A 17354-nucleotide genomic window follows, 5' to 3' on the forward strand; every position below is an offset into this window, starting at 1 on the left:
GGTCGATGGTGTTCCGGTGGTCATAGCGAGAGGGAAACGCCCGGTCACATTCCGAACCCGGAAGCTAAGCCTCTCAGCGCCGATGGTACTGCAAGGGGGACCTTGTGGGAGAGTAGGACGCCGCCGGACTTCTTTTCATGATGTGGCCATCGGCCCTCCATCGAGAGCAACAGCTCTCGTGAGGGCCGGTGGCCATTTTCTGTTGCATCAGGGGCGCTCGAGGTCGACTCTGCTTCTCGTCCATGATGGACTGGGTGGAGCACGCGGCCCGGGGTGCTTCATCTACACAACGACACAGCGGACGATCGCCGAGACGCCAGTCATCGGCACGCGACGAGGAGCAACGGTGGCGAACGACGACGAACAGCGACGAGACGGCCGAGACGGAGACCGTCCGGATCGACCGCGACGTGCAGGCGACAGCGGTCGTTGGTCGTCTGGTCCTCGCGACTTCGAGCGTCGTGAAGACGATCGCGCGGAACGTGGTGCTCCGCGCGGTGATCCTCGCGATGAGAGCTCCGACCGCCGTCCGGCCGGCCGTGACTTCCGCGATGGTGGCGCTCGGCACGATCGTCCTTCGTGGCGCTCGGACCGGCCCGCATCCGATCGTCCGCGTCGTGATGGTGATCGTCCGTTCCGTGGGAATGATGACCGTCCGCGTCGTGATGGTGATCGTCCGTTCCGTGGGAACGATGACCGTCCGCGTCGTGATGGTGATCGTCCGTTCCGTGGGAACGATGACCGTCCCCGTCGTGACGGGGATCGGCCGGTGCGCAGCGGTGGCAATGACCGTCCGTTCCGTGGGAGCGATGACCGTCCGCGCCGGGACGGAGACCGCCCGTTCCGCGGTGGCGGCAACGACCGGCCGTTCCGGGGCAACGATGACCGTCCGCGTCGTGATGGTGATCGTCCGTTCCGTGGGAACGATGACCGTCCGCGTCGTGATGGTGATCGTCCGTTCCGTGGGAACGATGACCGTCCCCGTCGTGACGGGGATCGGCCGGTGCGCAGCGGTGGCAATGACCGTCCGTTCCGTGGGAGCGATGACCGTCCGCGCCGGGACGGAGACCGCCCGTTCCGCGGTGGCGGCAACGACCGGCCGTTCCGGGGCAACGATGACCGTCCGCGTCGTGATGGTGATCGTCCGTTCCGTGGGAACGATGACCGTCCGCGTCGTGATGGTGATCGTCCGTTCCGTGGGAACGATGACCGTCCCCGTCGTGACGGGGATCGGCCGGTGCGCAGCGGTGGCAATGACCGTCCGTTCCGTGGGAGCGATGACCGTCCGCGTCGTGATGGTGATCGTCCGTTCCGTGGGAACGATGACCGGCCTCGTCGTGACGGAGATCGTCCCGTACGGAGCGGTGGCAACGACCGCCCGTTCCGTGGGAACGACGACCGTCCGCGCCGGGACGGCGACCGGCCGTTCCGCAGTGGCGGCAACGACCGGCCGTTCCGGGGCAACGATGACCGTCCGGCCCGCGATGGTGGTGCCGAACGCAAGCGCTTCGGCGACGGCAACCGATCGGCCGGAGCCCGCTTCGGCGAGGCAGCCCGTGACGACTGGGAAGACCGCGACCCCTACGGCACCCGATCGATCCGCCCGCGCCACGACGACCCGGAGATCCCGGAGGAAGTGGATGCGCGTGACCTCCACCCCGCTGCGCGTGCTGAGCTCAAGACCCTCAGCAAGGACAACGCCGACTGGGTCGCGCGACACCTGGTCACCGCGGCGCTGCTCGTCGACTCGGACCCGGAAGAAGCGAACCAGCACGCGTTGAGCGCAGCACGGCGTGCCGGCCGTGTGGCCGTCGTGCGAGAGACCGCGGCGATCACGGCGTACCGCCTGGGTGACTTCGCCACGGCTCTCCGTGAGCTCCGCACGTACCGACGCATCTCGGGTCGGAACGACCAGCTCCCGATGATGGTGGACTGCGAGCGTGGCCTCGGCCGCCCCGAGCGTGCACTCGAGCTCGGGCGCTCCGTCGACCGCGCTGCACTCGAGACACCGGTCCAGGTCGAACTCGCGATCGCGATGTCCGGCGCTCGGCTGGACCTCGGGAACCCCACAGCCGCGCTGGGTGAGCTGGAGATTCCACAGCTCGACCCCTCGACCGCCTACAGCTGGTCGCCGGCGCTCTACAGTGCATACGCGGCCACGCTCGAGGAGCTCGGTCGCCAGGACGAGGCCGACGAGTGGTGGGACCGTGTCGACCGCGCGGCCGAAGCCCTCGCGGAAGCCGCTGAAGACGATGCTTGGGAGACAGTGGATGTGGTCGAGGAAGCGATCGAAGTCGACGAGTTCGACGGGTCCGAGGACGACGGATCCGAGGACGACGAATCCGGGGACGACGAGTCCGTCGAACTCGACGACGCCGAACTCGGCGACGCGGAGCCAGGCAACGGGTACGTCAGCACCCTCGGGGACGACGACCTCGACGACGACACCGATGACGCCGCCGACCAGCCCGGAGAGATCGACGAGGACAACCCCCGCGACATCGACGGCTCCGCAGCCGGCTGACTCACCGCGCACTCCGGTCGACGGCATCGACCTGGTCCTGACGGACCTCGACGGTGTCGCCTACCGGGGTCGGAACGCGATCCCGCACGCCGTGGAGGCCCTCACCCGGGCTGCGGCGTCGGCGCGCGTCGGCTACATCACCAACAACGCCTCGCGTCGTCCGGTGGACGTCGCCGAGCACCTCGAGCGGTACGGGCTCCAGGTCACCGCTGACGACGTCGTGACGTCCTCGCAGGCGGGGGCGCGGTTGCTCGCCACGCTGGTGCCGGCAGGGTCGACCGTGCTGGTGATCGGTGGGCTGGGACTCACGACGATCGTCGAGCAGGCCGGTTTCGTGATCACCGACAGTGCGGACGACAGCCCCGCAGCGGTGATCCAGGGGTTTTCGCCGGACCTCGGGTGGCAGCAGCTGGCCGAGGCGTCTTTCGCGCTGGCGGATGCCTCCGTGCCGTGGGTCGCGACCAACATGGACTGGTCGATCCCGGTCGAGCGCGGCATCGCGCCCGGCAACGGCACCCTCGTCGCGGCCGTGCACCAGGCCGTCAGTCGCATGCCCGTGGTGGCGGGGAAGCCCGAGCGACCGATCTTCGACGCCGCCCTGGCACGGTTCGGCGGCGAACGACCGCTGTTCATCGGTGACCGTCTCGACACGGACATCAAGGGCGCGAACGACGCCGGCATCCCGAGCGTGCTCGTGCTCACCGGCATCGACCAGCCCAAGCAGGTCCTGGCCGCGGATCAGCGCTCTCGGCCGACGTACGTGCTCAAGGACCTCCGGGGGCTGCACGAGCCGTACCCGGTGACCATCCGCAGTGAGGACCCGGACGGCACGCGTCGGGTCACTGTGGGGGAGTCGACCGTCTCGATGCGCGGGCACGTCGTCCGCGCCGAACAGGTGGGACCGGACGAGATGGACCTGTTGCGCGCCGGTGCGACCGCGATCTGGGACTCCGGCCTGGCGATCTACGGCCTCGACGTGGACCCGGCGCTGTACGGCGGCGAGTAGCGTGTCGGGCGTGGAACCAGCCCGGACGGACGACACGACGGGCCCTGCCCTCCCGGCCTCGTCGGGCGGTGTGCCAGCGGTGCCTCGGGCTGTCCCCGGGCCATCGCGACCGACCCCCGGTGGGCCTCGCAGCGGAGCAGCGACCCAGGAAGCCGAGAGCGTCGGGCACCGAGCTGCAGAGGTGGAGCGTCTTCCACTGGCCGACCGCGCGGACGCGTTCGCAGCGCTGCACGACGAACTCCGGACCCGACTCGAACAGGGCGGGGATGCTCGTGTCTGACCACGACGCCGCCGTGGACCCGGTGACGACGCCGGTCGTCACGATGCGCCTCGACGCCGCGATTCCGGCGCGAGGTCTGGCGCGCTCCCGGACCGCAGCGGCCGCCCTCATCCAAACCGGTCGTGTGACGATCGACGGGGTCCCGGTCGTGAAGGCCTCGACCCCGGTCACCGCCTCCGCGGAGATCGTGGTGGACGCCGAGGACGAGTGGGTCTCCCGCGCCGCGCTGAAGCTCGTCGGCGCGCTCGATGCGTTCGGCGTCGATCCGGATGGCCGGACCGTGTTGGACGTGGGCGCCTCGACCGGCGGGTTCACGCAGGTGCTGCTGGCACGGGGAGCCGCGCGCGTGATCGCCCTGGACGTGGGTCACGGTCAGCTGGCGCCGGCGATCGCCCTGGACGACCGCGTCGTCGTGGTCGAGGGGGTCAACGCCCGGAACCTCACGAGCGCCCACTACCTGGCCCTCGACCCCGCTGCGGAGCGCACCAGCCTGGTGGTGGGCGACCTGTCGTTCATCAGCCTCCGCATGGTGTTGCCCGCCCTGGTCGAGGCGGTCCCGGCCGACGAGTTCGTCCTCCTGGTGAAGCCGCAGTTCGAGGTCGGCCGGACCGGCATCCGCGAGGGGATCGTCCGCGATGCGTCGTTGCGGCAGGACGCGCTCATGAACGTCCTCTGGGCTGCGTGGGACCTGGGCCTCGGAACGGCGGGGTTGGCGCCGTCGCCGATCGTCGGTACGCACGGCAACCACGAGTACCTCGCGCGTCTCCGGCGAGGTGCCGGGGAGAACCCGACAGAATGGATCCTCCGGGCGACGGAACTGGCGGAGGGAGCTCCATGAGCGACGAACGACACATCCTGCTGGTCTCGCACACCGGACGGCGCGACTCGATCGACGCCGCGGTCGAGGTGTGCGACATCCTGCACGATGCCGGCGTGACCCCGGTGATGCCCTTCGACGAGTACGCCGACATCCGTCGGGCCGAAGCGTCGGTCGGTCAGGTCGACATCCTGGGCGTCGACGTCCGTCCTGACGAGATCGAGATCGTCATCGTCCTCGGCGGCGACGGGACGATCCTCCGCGCCGCCGAACTGGCGCGGGGCACCAAGGCCCCGATCGTCGGCGTCAACCTCGGTCACGTCGGCTTCCTCGCCGAGAGCGAGCGCGACGGCCTGGCCGAGACGGTCGAGCGCGCCCTGACCGGCGAGTACAAGGTCGAGGAGCGCGTGGCCCTGCAGGTCGACGTCGTCGTCGGCAACGAGATCGTCTACTCCAGCTGGGCGCTCAACGAAGCGACGGTCGAGAAGGCGTCCCGTGAGCGCATGCTCGAGGTCGTCACCGAGGTCGACGGTCGGCCGCTGTCCTCCTTCGGGTGCGACGGTGTGGTGTTCTCGACCCCGACCGGTTCGACCGCGTACTCCTTCTCCGGCGGCGGCCCCGTGGTGTGGCCCGACGTCGACGCGATCCTGATGGTGCCGCTGAGCGCACACGCCCTGTTCTCCCGTCCGATCGTGGTCGGACCGGACCGGGTCCTCGCGGTCGAGGTGCTGCGCCGGACGAGCGGTGTCGGTGTGCTGTGGTGCGACGGGCGGCGGACGCACGATCTGCCTCCCGGCGCTCGGGTCGAGGTACGCCGGTCCCCGGAGCCGGTGCGTGTCGCCCGGATCAAGGACGCCGCGTTCGCCGATCGTCTGGTGGCGAAGTTCCGTCTGCCGGTCGCCGGGTGGCGCGGGCCGCAGCGTGACGACGAGGACGTGTGACGCGGCCGTCCAGCCGCACCCGCCGGTCCCGCACGGGCCACGAACACGAGCAACGGCACCAGCACGAGCACCGGCACCACGACGTGAACCAGCAGCAGGAGCACATCCAGTGATCGAGGAAATCCGCATCTCCGACCTCGGCGTGATCGGCGACGCCACCCTCGAGCTCGGCCCCGGCTTCACCGTCGTCACGGGGGAGACCGGCGCCGGGAAGACGATGATCGTCACCGCGCTCGGCCTGCTCCTCGGTGCCCGTGCGGACGCCGGCTCGGTCCGCCGCAGCGCGCCGAACGCCGTCGTCGAAGGACGCTGGCAACTCCCCGACCACGCGGCCGTCGCCGAGCGGGTCGAGGACGCCGGTGGGACCGTGGAGGACGGCGAACTCATCCTGACCCGCACGGTCTCCGCCGAGGGCCGCAGCCGCGCGACCGTGGGCGGCCGCAGCGCTCCGGTCGCGGTGCTCGGCGAACTGGCCGACCAGCTCGTGACCGTGCACGGACAGTCCGACCAGATCCGGCTGACCTCCGCGGTGGCGCAGCGGGCGGCCCTCGACGGCTTCGGCGGCGCGGCGGTCGAGAAGGCCCTGGCGAAGTACGTCGCCGTGTACGACGCGTGGCAGCAGCACGCCGGTGACCTCGAGACGCTGACTCGCGACCGCGACGAGCGGCTCGCCGAGGCCGGGCGCCTCCGTGAGGCCTCGGCCGAGATCGAGGCGGCGGACCCGCAGCCGGGCGAGGACACCGAGCTCGCCGACCGTGCCGAGCGGTTGGGGAACCTCGAGGACCTCCGGCTGTCCGCAAGCCTGGCGCACGAGGCGGTGTCGAGCGAGTCCCTCGACGGTCCGGACGTCATCGGTCTCGTCGAGTCCGCCCGACGCGCGATCGAGCGCGTCGCGGGCGTCGACCCGGCACTGCAGCCCGTGCTCGAGCAGCTCACCGAGCTGGGGATCCAGGCGAGCGAGGCATCCGCGTCGCTGTCGAGCTACATCGGCTCCCTCGAGCCCGAGGCCGGCCACGACCTCGAGCTCATCAACGAACGCCGGGCACTGCTCGCCGGGTTGATCCGGAAGTACGGCGAGAGTGTCGAGGACGTCATCGCCGCGGGGCAGCGGGCGTCCGACCGACTCCTCGAGCTCGACGGCGACGACGACCGCATCGTGCAGCTGCAGCAGGCGGTCGAGGCCGACCGGGCAGCGCTCGAGGCGGCCGGCGCTGCGCTCACGAAGGTACGGACGAAGGCGGCGACGGACCTGGCGAAGCGGGTCACCGCGGAGCTGAAGAGCCTCGCGATGGCCGGTGCGACCCTGGTGGTCGAGGTCACCGACGCGGGCGAGTTCCGGCGACACGGGCGCGACCAGGTCGCGATCCTGCTGCAACCGCACTCGGGCACCGACCCGCGGCCGATCGGCAAGGGGGCGTCCGGCGGCGAGCTCTCACGCGTGATGCTCGCGATCGAGGTCGTGATGGCCGGCAGCACCACCGTCCCGACCTTCGTGTTCGACGAGGTCGACGCGGGCGTCGGTGGTGCCGCGGCGATCGAGATCGGTCGGCGCCTGGCGGCGCTCGCCGAACGGACGCAGGTCATCGTGGTCACGCACCTGGCGCAGGTGGCGGCGTTCGCGAACAACCACCTCAACGTCGTGAAGGACGCCAGCGGTGCGGTGACGTCGTCGAGCGTCCGCCGCCTCGAGGGCGACGACCGCCTGCAGGAGATGGCACGGCTGCTCTCCGGACTCGGCGACAGTGCCAGCGGCATGGAACACGCACGCGAACTCCTCGAGGTCGCCGGCCGCTCCGCATGACCCTCCCGGCACGACAGCCGGGAGGCACGCCCCGCCTCGGCGAGCACGCCCCGCCCCGACGAGGACGCCCCGCCCCGGCGAGCACACCGCGGACGCAACGCGCCCGGCGAACGCGGGTCGCGCCTCCCGGCACTTCTGACGTACGATGGAATCCCGTGGCGGACACTCTCAGCGGCGGAACCAATTCTTCGAACGCGACCCCGAAGGTGACGAAGCAGATCTTCGTGACCGGCGGGGTCGTCTCGTCTCTCGGCAAGGGCCTGACGGCGGCCAGCCTCGGCAACCTGCTCACGGCGCGCGGCCTCAAGGTCGTCATGCAGAAGCTCGACCCGTACCTCAACGTGGACCCGGGCACGATGAACCCGTTCCAGCACGGCGAGGTCTTCGTGACCGACGACGGCGCCGAGACGGACCTGGACATCGGGCACTACGAGCGCTTCCTCGACATCGACCTGGCGCAGTCGGCGAACGTCACGACCGGGCAGGTCTACTCGACGGTCATCGCCAAGGAGCGTCGCGGGGAGTACCTCGGTGACACCGTCCAGGTCATCCCGCACATCACCGACGAGATCAAGCGTCGGATGCGCGAGCAGTCCGAGAACGACCCCCAGCCCGACGTCATCATCACCGAGGTCGGTGGCACGGTCGGTGACATCGAGTCGCAGCCCTTCATCGAGGCGGCACGGCAGGTGCGGCACGAGCTCGGTCGGAACAACGTGTTCTTCGTGCACGTCTCGCTGGTGCCGTTCATGGCGGCCTCGGGTGAGCAGAAGACGAAGCCGACGCAGCACTCGGTCGCGCAGCTCCGCTCGATCGGCATCCAGCCGGACGCCCTCGTGCTCCGCTCGGACCGCCCCGTCTCGGACGCGAACAAGCGCAAGATCGCACTGATGTGCGACGTGGACGAGGACGCCGTGGTGAACGCGGTCGACGTCCCGTCCATCTACGACATCCCGACGATGCTGCACGACCAGGGTCTCGACCAGGTCATCATCGAGGCCCTCCGCCTCGAGGCGCACGACGTCGACTGGTCTCGCTGGAACGGTGTGCTGACCGCGGTGCACGAGCCGAAGAAGGCCGTCACGATCGCCCTGGTCGGCAAGTACATCGACCTGCCCGACGCGTACCTGTCGGTGACCGAGGCGCTGCGTGCCGGTGGCTTCGCCCACACCGCCAAGGTGACGCTGAAGTGGGTCGCCTCGGACGAATGTCTGACTCCCGAGGGCGCCGCGAAGAACCTCGGCGATGTCGACGGCATCTGCATCCCGGGCGGGTTCGGGATCCGTGGCATCGAGGGCAAGCTCGGTGCGCTGAAGTTCGCGCGTGAGCAGAACATCCCGACGCTCGGCCTGTGCCTCGGTCTGCAGTGCATGGTCATCGAGTACGCCCGCCACGAGGCCGGCCTGCTCGACGCGTCGAGCACCGAGTTCGACCCGGAGACCTCCACCCCGGTCATCGCGACGATGGCCGAGCAGGTCGACATCATCGCTGACGGTGACCTCGGCGGCACGATGCGCCTCGGCATGTACCCGGCGAAGTTCCTCGAGGGCTCCCTGGCCGCCGAGCTGTACGGCGCGGACGAGGCGTCCGAGCGTCACCGTCACCGCTACGAGGTCAACAACCACTACCGCGAGCAGATCGCGGACGCCGGCATGGTGTTCTCCGGCACCTCGCCCGACGGCACCCTGGTGGAGTACGTCGAGTTGGACCGTGCGGAGCACCCGTTCTACATCGGCACCCAGGCGCACCCGGAGCTCCGGTCGCGTCCGAACCGCGCGCACCCGCTCTTCGCGGGCCTCGTCGGTGCGGCGATCGAGCGCAACGAGTCGACGCGCCTGTTCGACCCGGAGACCGAAGCGGTCGCCTGATCCGACAGGTCGCGGTCGCGACCACGCGTGTGACGGGAGGCTCTCCACCAGCTGGTGGGGAGCCTCCCGTCCGTCATCCGCCGATCTGGACGCGCGTCGACCACGGTGGGGCAGGATGGCGAGGTGACTGACGCACCGATCGCCGACGAATCCGCCTCCTTCCACGTGACCGCCTCCGAGCGGGTGTTCGAGGGCGCGGTCTGGGACATCACCCGCGACACCGTCGACTACAACGGCAAGGACATGGTCCGCGAGTACATCGACCACACCGGTGCGGTCGCGGTGTTCGCGGAGGACGAGGACGGCCGCGTCCTCGTCATCCAGCAGTACCGGCACCCGGTGCAGCTGCGCGACTGGGAGCTGCCGGCCGGACTGCTCGACCACGAGGGTGAGGACCACCTGACCGCCGCGAAGCGCGAGCTGGCCGAGGAGGCCGACGTCGAGGCCGACGACTGGCAGCACCTGGTGCGGTACAACACGTCCTCGGGTGGGAGCAATGAGTTCATCGAGGTGTTCCGGGCGACCGGCGTGCGGGCGACCTCGTCCGCGTTCGAGCGGGAGGCCGAGGAGGCCGACATCGAGATCCGCTGGGTGCCGCGTGCCGAACTCGTGGCCGGGATCCTCGAGGGGCGCCTGCACAACTCGGCGCTCATCGTGGCGACGCTCGCGGTGGAGGCGGCCGAGCGCCGCTAGCGACCTCGGCCGTCCCGCGCCGCAGTAGCCTCGTCGGGTGATGCCGTTCGAGCGTGCCGTGCAGGACTACCTGCGGCACATCGCCATCGAGCGCGGCCTGTCGCAGCACACCCTCTCGGCGTACCGGCGCGATCTCGCGACGTTCGGTGCGTGGATCGGCACGCAACCCGTGGTGGAGTCCACCGGGGCCGACCGCGCCGGCGGGGCAGGGGTCCTCGAGGACGTCGGACGCCTGGCGCGAGCGGACCTCGCCGGGTTCGTCCAGTACCTGACCACGCGACCGGAGGGGCCGCTGGCGCCCCGCTCGGTCGCGCGGATGCTCAGCTCGGTGCGCTCGTTCTCGGCGTTCGCCGCCGGCGAGGGGTGGCTGCCACTCGACCCCGGAGCCTCGGTCCGCCCGCCGAAGGCCCCGATGCGCCTGCCGAAGGCGATCTCGGTGCACGACATGGAGCGGCTGATCGGGTCGGTCGTCGGCGACGATCCCGTGCAGCTGCGCGATCGGGCGCTCCTCGAACTGCTGTACGCGACCGGTGCCCGCATCTCGGAGACGGTGGGCCTCTCGGTCGACGACGTGACCACGCTCGCTGACGTGGACGGAGCCGCGGACGAGGACACCGACGTCTCCGTGGTGCGGGTCACCGGCAAGGGGAACAAGCAGCGCATCGTGCCGCTCGGCAGCTACGCCCGGGCAGCGGTCGACGCGTACCTGGTGCGGGCGCGGCCGGTGTTCGCCGCCCGGGGGGCCGGGACGCCCGCGCTGTTCCTCGGCGCGCGGGGCGCTCGACTGTCGCGGCAGAGCGCCTGGCTCGTCATCCAGGCGGCTGCGGACCGGGCCGAGCTGACGGCGCACGTCTCACCGCACACCTTCCGGCACTCCTTCGCCACGCACCTGCTCGAGGGCGGCGCGGACGTCCGGGTGGTGCAGGAGCTGCTCGGACACGCGAGCGTCGCGACCACGCAGATCTACACGCTGGTGACGGCGGACATGCTGCGCGACGTGTACCAGACGGCACACCCGCGGGCGCGGCGGTAGGGATCGCGGCGCTGCTGGGAACGTGGGACCCTGGGCGCATGGACCTCGAGGTGGGGCCGGGGCTGACGATCCCCGAGTCCGAACTGCAGTGGCGGTTCTCGCGGTCGTCCGGCGCCGGTGGCCAGCACGTCAACACGTCCGACAGTCGCGTCCAACTGACGTGGGACGTCGCCGGGTCGCCGGTGCTCAGCGACGAGCAGCGGACGCGCATCCTCGAGCGGGTCGCCCGGCGCACGGCCGCGGGGACGATCACCGTGACGGTGTCCGAGCGGCGGTCGCAGTTGCGCAACCGTGAGGCCGCCCTCGACGCGCTCCGTGGACTCCTGCGGGACGCGCTCGCCCCGCCCGGCCCGCCACGGCGCGCGACCCGCCCGACGCGTGGCTCGCAACGCCGCCGCCTGGCGGGCAAGCAGCAGCGGTCTGCGACGAAGCAGCAGCGTCGGCGGCCGTCGGAGGACTGATCGACGCCTGACGGCCAGGCAGGCGCCGGGCTCAGAACAGGTGCAGGTGCCCGTTCGCAGCGACGACACCGGTCGCGACGGCGAGCACGAGCGCGGACGCTCCGATGCTCTGCCCGATGACCCGCCAGGGACCGGTCGCGCCCGGACGCACCAGCGCGATCAGGCCCGCGGCGATGCCGAGCAGGCTGCAGAGCCCCCACGGGTTCATCACGAGGGACACGATCGCCGCCACCACGGCGAGGACCGCGAACACGCAGAACCATCGGTCGGTGCTGCCGTACGCCCACGAGCGGGCCTCGACGGCGCGGGCCGACGCCTCGACGGAGAAGGCCGGTCCGGCGGGCATGGCGGTGAGGACGGACACGATCGGGTCAGGTGCCTCTCGGGGCAGCACCCGGGTCGCCTCGCCCCAGGCGTGACCGTCCCACCACCGCAGTCGTGCGGTGTCCTGCGGGTCCGGGAACCAGCCGGCGGCCGGCAGCGTCACGGGGAACTCCTGGTGTGTGCGGGTGTCGTCAGTGCCTCTCGACGCTACCTGGCACGTGCCGACGCCGCTGCCCCAGACCGGGTGTCGGCAGAAGGGGGGACCGGGATGCCCGGCCCCGCCTCAGACCGCCGCCGGAGCGGCGTCCACCTCGGCGAAGACGTCCTTGACGGCGGCGAGCAGCCGGGCGTTGAAGTCCACCCCGAGCTGGTTCGGCACCGTGACGAGGACCGTGTCGGCAGCCCGGACGGCCTGGTCAGCGGCGAGCTCCGCGACGAGCTGTTCGGGTTCGCCGATGTACGAACGGCCGAACCGGGCGAGGCCCCCGTCCAGGTGCCCGACCTGGTCCTGCCCCTCCACCTGTGCGCGGACGCCGAAGTAGTGGCGCGACTCGTCGTCGATGATCGGGATGATGCTGCGGCTGACGCTCACCCGGGGTTCGTGGTCCCAGCCCATCTCGCGCCAGGTGCTGCGGAAGCGCTCGATCTGCTCCGCCTGCAGCTGGTCGAAGGGCACGCCGGTGTCCTCGGTCAGCAGGGTCGACGACATCAGGTTCATGCCCTGCGCGGCGGTCCACTCGGCGGTGGCCCGGGTGCCGGCACCCCACCAGATGCGCTCGGACAGGGTGTCGGACCACGGCGTGATCGCGAGCGACCCGACCGCACCGGTCATCTGCGGGTTCGCGTTCGCCATCGGCTCGCCGGCGATCGCGCGGCGGAAGACCGCGGTGTGGTCGCGGGCCAGGTCGGCGCCGTTCTCGTCGTCCGCCTCCGGCACGTAGCCGAACGAGCGGTAGCCGGCGAGGGCAGTCTCGGGTGACCCCCGGCTCACGCCGAGCTGCAGTCGGCCGCCGGAGATGAGGTCGGTGGCCGCCGCCTCCTCCGCCATGTACAGCGGGTTCTCGTAGCGCATGTCGATCACGCCGGTGCCGATCTCGATGCGGCTGGTCCGGGCGGCGATCGCCGACAGGAGGGGGAAGGGCGCGGCCTGCTGGGGTGCGAAGTGGTGCACGCGGAAGTACGCGCCGTCGACGCCCGCCTCCTCGGCCGCCACGGCGAGGTCGATGGCCTGCACGAGCGACTCGCGCCCACTGCGGACCTTCGACCCGGGGACGTCACGCCAGTGCCCGAAGGAGAGGAACCCGATCTTCGTCATGTGCATGCGAACGCATCCGGGTAGAGGTCCATTCCGCGGACTACCGTCGGCGGCATGGACTTCGAGCCGCGGACCGCCCTGCAGGCTGAACGGGCTCGCGCGAGCAAGCTGCTGGTCGACGTCGAGCTGAGCATGCAGGACGTCAGTGACGCCCGGGACGGCGCGAACACCGACGACGAACACGACCCGGAGGGTTCGACGCTCGCCTGGGAGCGCGGGTCCCTCGGCGCGGTGCGGGACGACGCCCGCCGGCGCGTCGAGCAGGTGGACGCAGCCCTCGGACGCCTCGACGCCGGGACCTACGGCCGCTGCGCCGTGGGCGGGGAGCCGATCCCGGAGGCGCGCCTGGCCGCCGTCCCGTGGGCGGCGACGTGCGTCGTGCACGCGTGACGGGCCTCCCGTCCGGACCGGAGGCGCGGGGTTCGCAGGAGCACGTGACGCGATGCGCCGCCCACACCGCGCACCGACCGGTTCCGCCGCGGTTTCCCAGGCACGCGCCCTAGCGTTCCGACATGCACGGCGACCCGACTGAGCCTCCCCGGAGTGGCGTTCCCGACGCGTCCGCGGCGACATCGTCCACGGACCCGGGTGACGGCGGACGCCAGCGCTTCCAGTGGTTCCGGGACATGCGCACCTGGATCCACGCCCGCCCGCACGTGCACCTCTTCTACAAGGTCCTGGTCGGGATCGTCGGTGGTCTCATCGTCGTCATCGGCCTGATCCTGGTGCCGCTGCCGGGTCCGGGATGGCTCGTGGTCTTCGTCGGCCTGACCGTGCTGGCGAGCGAGTTCCACTTCTTCCACCGGATCATCACGTGGCTCCGTGCGAAGCTGCACCGGTTCTGGGACTGGGCGAAGCGCCACGCGCCGTCGAAGCGGATGCGTGACGCGGCGGACCGGGGCAAGGCGGACGTCGACGCCGCGCACGCCGAAGCACACCGGAACGTCGGGGTGCGGCCGCGCGGCCGCACCGCACGGCCGGGCCTCTAGACAACCGGACGGCTCCCGGCACGGGCGGTCTCAGACCGTGCGGACCGAACCCGTCGCCGTCCGCTCCACCGCTTCCGCAGCGGCTTCCTCGACCCGGGCGGCGTCCTTCGACGTCAGCTGGAGCACGAGGGCGACGACCGCTGCCAGGACGATGAACGCGCCGTACCCGGCGAGCACCGGCACGAGGCCGAGCGACGGCTCGAGGAACCCGCCGATGACGCTCGGAACGCCGAAGGCCAGGTAGCTGACCACGTAGATCGTCGACAGCAGTCCTGCGCGGTGGGTGGGGGCGGCGGTGGCGAGCAGCATCCGGAGCGGTGCCTGGAAGCCCGCGCCGAAGCCGACACCGGCGATCGCACTGCCCACGACGAGGCCAGGCAGCGACGGCATGAACACGAACGTGACGGTGACGACCGGTCCCAGCACGAGGGCGACGAGGCCGATCAAGACCGCCTTCCGCGTGTCCATCCGCTGGATCACCAGTCCCGTCAGTGCACCGACGCCGGTGACGACGGCGATGAGGGCGCCCGCGGCGAAGTGGTTGTGGATGCCGAAGACCGCGCCGAGCGCGGACGGGACGAGGGACAGGAACAGTCCGCCGAGCGCCCAGCTGGACACGAGCGATCCGGCGACGCTCCGGAACAGCCGACGGGAGGCCCGTGGAACGGACACCGTGGGACGGAGCGACCGCAGGGCCCCGGGTCGACGGACGACCTGCTCGGGGACGACGGCGAGGGCGACGACGAGCAGCACGAGGAGCGACCCGAACAGCACGTAGACGAGCTGCTCCGGCGCGGGACCCCACTCGACGAGGGCGCCGCTCGACAGGGCGCCGGTGGCGAGGGCGATCGGCGGGATGACCCCGTTGAGGACGCCGGCGAGCGAGGGGTGCCGTTCGAGCGAGTTGTCGATGAGCGCCGCGCCGAGCGCGCCGATGAGCAGCCCCACGGAGACGCCCTGCACGATGCGGTCGACGATGAGCGCGCCGAGTCCGTCGGCGACGGCGAAGAGTCCCAGCGAGACGGCGACGCCGAGGCCGCCGACGATCAGGACGGGCTTCCGGCCGACGTGGTCCGACAGTCGTCCGGCGATGAGCAGGCTCAGCAGCAGTCCGGCGACGTAGATCGCGAACACGGCGGTGAGCATCAACGGGGTGAGGTGCCACTCGGCCGCGTAGACCGGGTAGATCGGGGACGGCACGGCCGACGAGGCGACCGAGACGAGGAGCATCGTCGCGAGGATCCAGAACCCTGCGACGGAACGTGGTGACTGCATGGCCGTCCCTTTCGTTGTACGACTGCATTCGTACCGCACCCGCCCTGTACGACGCAACTCGTACTAGCCGGCACGGAGTGGTACCGTCCGTGCATGCCCGAGCGCACCGACGAAGCCGAACTGCTCCCGCAGCACAGCCCGCTGCCGCAGCCCACGGTCGGCGAGATGGACCTCCCGACGGTCCTGGACGCCCTGTCCGACCCGATCCGGCTGGCGATCCTGCACCGCTACCTGGTCGACGGCGCGGGCGAGGAGCGCTCCTGCGGGTGGGTCGGTATCGACCGGCCGAAGTCCACGCTGACGCACCACTTCCGGGTGCTCCGTGAAGCCGGTCTGCTCGAGCAGCACCTCGAGGGACTGACCCGGGTCAGCCGCGTCCGGACCGACGAGGTCCAGCAGCGGTTCCCGGGCCTGCTCGACCTGGTCCTCGACTGGCGGGTACCCGCCGGCCTGGTCCGCGCCGAGGCCCTGGCATGAGCGGGGAGCGCACAGCCGCGGACACGCTGCCCGACGTCGTCGCCGAGCCCGCCGTCACCTCGGCGCTCGCCGCGGACCTGACCACCGCCGGCTACTCCGTCGAGGGGGTCGACGCGCTCTGGGGGACCGAGGCGGCCGCCGCCCTGCACCGCGGGGTGCGCGTCGCCGCCCGTCGGGCCCTCGCCGCGCGCCCGACGACACCGCTGTCCACCATCGCCACGCTCTTCGTGCTCGGCCTGCCGGTGGCGCGGGACGGCGCCGCGGCCGCGTTCCCGACCGCCGGCGTGGACTCCTTGGCCGCGGCCGGGGTCCTGCGCGTCGACGGGGACGCCGTCGCTGCGGCCGTCGACCTCCGCCCGTACGCGTTCGTCGATGACCTGGGTGCCGGCAGCTGGTGGATCGTCTCCGACCTCGGCGAACTCGCCCTCGGACACGCCATCAGCGAGGAGCACGTCCTCGGCGTCGGCGGGGCCACCACCACGTTGAGCGGCCTGCAGCTGCCCGTGCCGGTGCGGCGGGTGCTCGACCTCGGCACCGGGTGCGGCATCCAGGCCATGCACGCCCGACGCTTCGCCGACCGGGTCGTCGCCACCGACATCTCGCGACGGGCGCTCGACATCGCCCGGTTCAACGCGCAGCTCAACGGCGTCGACGGCATCGACTTCCGTCTCGGCTCACTGTTCGAACCGGTCGCGGGGGAGCGGTTCGACCGCATCGTCTCGAACCCGCCGTTCGTCATCACGCCCCGCCGTGAGGGCGTCCCCGCCTACGAGTACCGGGACGGCGGCATGGTCGGCGACGCCCTCGTCGAGACCGTCCTCCGCGGGCTGGCCGAGCACCTCGAGCCGGGCGGCACCGCACAGCTGCTCGGCAACTGGGAGCACCGGTGGGGGAACGACGGACTGGAGCGCGTCCGCTCCTGGTTCGCCGACACCGACCTCGACGTGTGGGTGGTCGAACGGGAGCGCGAGGACCCGCCCGCCTACGCCGAGACCTGGATCCGCGACGGGGGCACGAAGCCGGGCACCCCCGTCTTCGACGACCTGGTCGACGCGTGGCTGGACGACTTCCGTGACCGCCACGTCACCGGGGTCGGCTTCGGCTACGTCGTCGTCCGGTCCGGAGGCTCGCCCGACCTCCGCCGCTTCGAGCGCCTCCCGCAGGTGCTCGGCTCCAACCCCGCCGGCCTCGGCGCGACGATCGCCCGCGTCCTGGACGCCGTCTCCTGGCTCGCTGAGCGTGACGACGACGCGTTCGCCGCCGCGCACCTCCGCGTCGCCGGCGACGTCACCGAGGAACGGCACTACTGGCCGGGCAACGACGACCCCACCGTGATGACGCTCGTGCAGGGCGGCGGGTTCGGCCGACGGGTCGACGCCGACACCGCGCTCGCCGCGTTCGTCGGTGCGGCCGACGGTGAGCTGACGGTCGGCCAGATCATCGGCGCGATCGCCCAGTTGACGGGTGTCGACGACCAGGCGTTGACCGCGGACCTGCTGCCACGCCTGCGCGACCTGGTCCTCGACGGCCTGCTCCTCCCCGCCTAGATC

16 protein-coding genes and 1 rRNA gene are annotated in these 17354 nt (G+C 71.4%); 14 read left to right on the forward strand and 3 right to left on the reverse strand.

Translation table 11 applies throughout. The annotated features are described in order from the left end of the window. Positions 1-12: 12 nt before the first annotated feature. The 10 genes from rrf (at position 13) to arfB (ending at position 11424) form a co-directional block, all read left to right on the forward strand. Positions 13-129 (forward strand): 5S ribosomal RNA (gene rrf, locus DEI89_RS11190). A 1108-nt stretch (positions 130-1237) separates the two neighbouring features. Continuing rightward, positions 1238-2524 (forward strand): hypothetical protein, encoded by a 1287-nt coding sequence (locus DEI89_RS11195; protein WP_258368859.1) that lies wholly within the window; start codon positions 1238-1240, stop codon positions 2522-2524. Next, positions 2451-3530 (forward strand): HAD-IIA family hydrolase, encoded by a 1080-nt coding sequence (locus DEI89_RS11200; protein WP_110904137.1) that lies wholly within the window; start codon positions 2451-2453, stop codon positions 3528-3530. Before DEI89_RS11195 ends, DEI89_RS11200 begins: the two co-directional genes overlap by 74 nt. A 323-nt stretch (positions 3531-3853) precedes the next feature. Next, positions 3854-4648 (forward strand): TlyA family RNA methyltransferase, encoded by a 795-nt coding sequence (locus tag DEI89_RS11205; protein ID WP_110904217.1) that lies wholly within the window; start codon positions 3854-3856, stop codon positions 4646-4648. Continuing rightward, complete coding sequence (locus tag DEI89_RS11210) at positions 4645-5568, forward strand: NAD kinase (RefSeq protein ID WP_110904138.1); 924 nt, start codon at positions 4645-4647, stop codon at positions 5566-5568. The genes DEI89_RS11205 and DEI89_RS11210 overlap by 4 nt, the downstream gene beginning before the upstream one ends. A gap of 109 nt (positions 5569-5677) precedes the next feature. Beyond that, positions 5678-7369 (forward strand): DNA repair protein RecN, encoded by a 1692-nt coding sequence (gene recN / locus DEI89_RS11215; protein ID WP_110904139.1) that lies wholly within the window; start codon positions 5678-5680, stop codon positions 7367-7369. Between the two features lie 155 nt (positions 7370-7524). Next, positions 7525-9237, forward strand: coding sequence for a CTP synthase (locus DEI89_RS11220; RefSeq protein WP_110904140.1), 1713 nt, complete (start codon positions 7525-7527; stop codon positions 9235-9237). 123 nt (positions 9238-9360) lie between these two features. After that, on the forward strand, positions 9361-9930 hold the full coding sequence (locus tag DEI89_RS11225) for an NUDIX hydrolase (protein WP_181421607.1): 570 nt from the start codon (positions 9361-9363) through the stop codon (positions 9928-9930). Positions 9931-9970: 40 nt separating this feature from the next. Next, positions 9971-10963 (forward strand): site-specific tyrosine recombinase XerD, encoded by a 993-nt coding sequence (locus tag DEI89_RS11230; protein ID WP_110904141.1) that lies wholly within the window; start codon positions 9971-9973, stop codon positions 10961-10963. A 38-nt stretch (positions 10964-11001) separates the two neighbouring features. Continuing rightward, the gene (gene arfB / locus DEI89_RS11235; protein ID WP_110904142.1) at positions 11002-11424 is read left to right on the forward strand and encodes an alternative ribosome rescue aminoacyl-tRNA hydrolase ArfB; all 423 of its coding nucleotides are present in this window, start codon (positions 11002-11004) and stop codon (positions 11422-11424) included. A gap of 31 nt (positions 11425-11455) precedes the next feature. On the opposite strand, the gene DEI89_RS11240 is transcribed toward arfB, so the two are convergent. Then, positions 11456-11911, reverse strand: a complete 456-nt coding sequence (locus tag DEI89_RS11240) for a DUF2510 domain-containing protein (RefSeq protein WP_110904143.1) — start codon at positions 11909-11911, stop codon at positions 11456-11458. Positions 11912-12031: 120 nt separating this feature from the next. Further along, positions 12032-13069, reverse strand: coding sequence for an LLM class flavin-dependent oxidoreductase (locus DEI89_RS11245; protein ID WP_110904144.1), 1038 nt, complete (start codon positions 13067-13069; stop codon positions 12032-12034). Positions 13070-13117: 48 nt separating this feature from the next. On the opposite strand from DEI89_RS11245, the gene DEI89_RS11250 reads away from it, so the two are divergent. Next, on the forward strand, positions 13118-13453 hold the full coding sequence (locus DEI89_RS11250) for a TraR/DksA C4-type zinc finger protein (protein WP_110904145.1): 336 nt from the start codon (positions 13118-13120) through the stop codon (positions 13451-13453). A 122-nt stretch (positions 13454-13575) separates the two neighbouring features. After that, entirely contained in the window at positions 13576-14052 is a 477-nt protein-coding gene (locus DEI89_RS11255) for a TIGR02611 family protein (RefSeq protein ID WP_258366417.1), read from the forward strand. A 30-nt stretch (positions 14053-14082) separates the two neighbouring features. Here the strand turns inward: DEI89_RS11255 and DEI89_RS11260 are convergent, their stop codons facing one another. Continuing rightward, positions 14083-15327 (reverse strand): MFS transporter, encoded by a 1245-nt coding sequence (locus DEI89_RS11260; protein ID WP_110904147.1) that lies wholly within the window; start codon positions 15325-15327, stop codon positions 14083-14085. Positions 15328-15420: 93 nt separating this feature from the next. On the opposite strand from DEI89_RS11260, the gene DEI89_RS11265 reads away from it, so the two are divergent. Together DEI89_RS11265 and DEI89_RS11270 are read left to right on the forward strand one after the other, a co-directional pair. Next, a complete protein-coding gene (locus tag DEI89_RS11265) occupies positions 15421-15804 on the forward strand; it encodes a helix-turn-helix transcriptional regulator (RefSeq protein ID WP_110904148.1) in 384 nt (127 codons plus the stop codon). Beyond that, on the forward strand, positions 15801-17351 hold the full coding sequence (locus tag DEI89_RS11270) for a class I SAM-dependent methyltransferase (RefSeq protein WP_110904149.1): 1551 nt from the start codon (positions 15801-15803) through the stop codon (positions 17349-17351). The genes DEI89_RS11265 and DEI89_RS11270 overlap by 4 nt, the downstream gene beginning before the upstream one ends. The last annotated feature ends 3 nt before the right edge of the window (positions 17352-17354 follow it).

It is taken from the genome of Curtobacterium sp. MCBD17_030, from assembly GCF_003224255.1.
In the GTDB taxonomy this organism is placed as follows: domain Bacteria; phylum Actinomycetota; class Actinomycetes; order Actinomycetales; family Microbacteriaceae; genus Curtobacterium.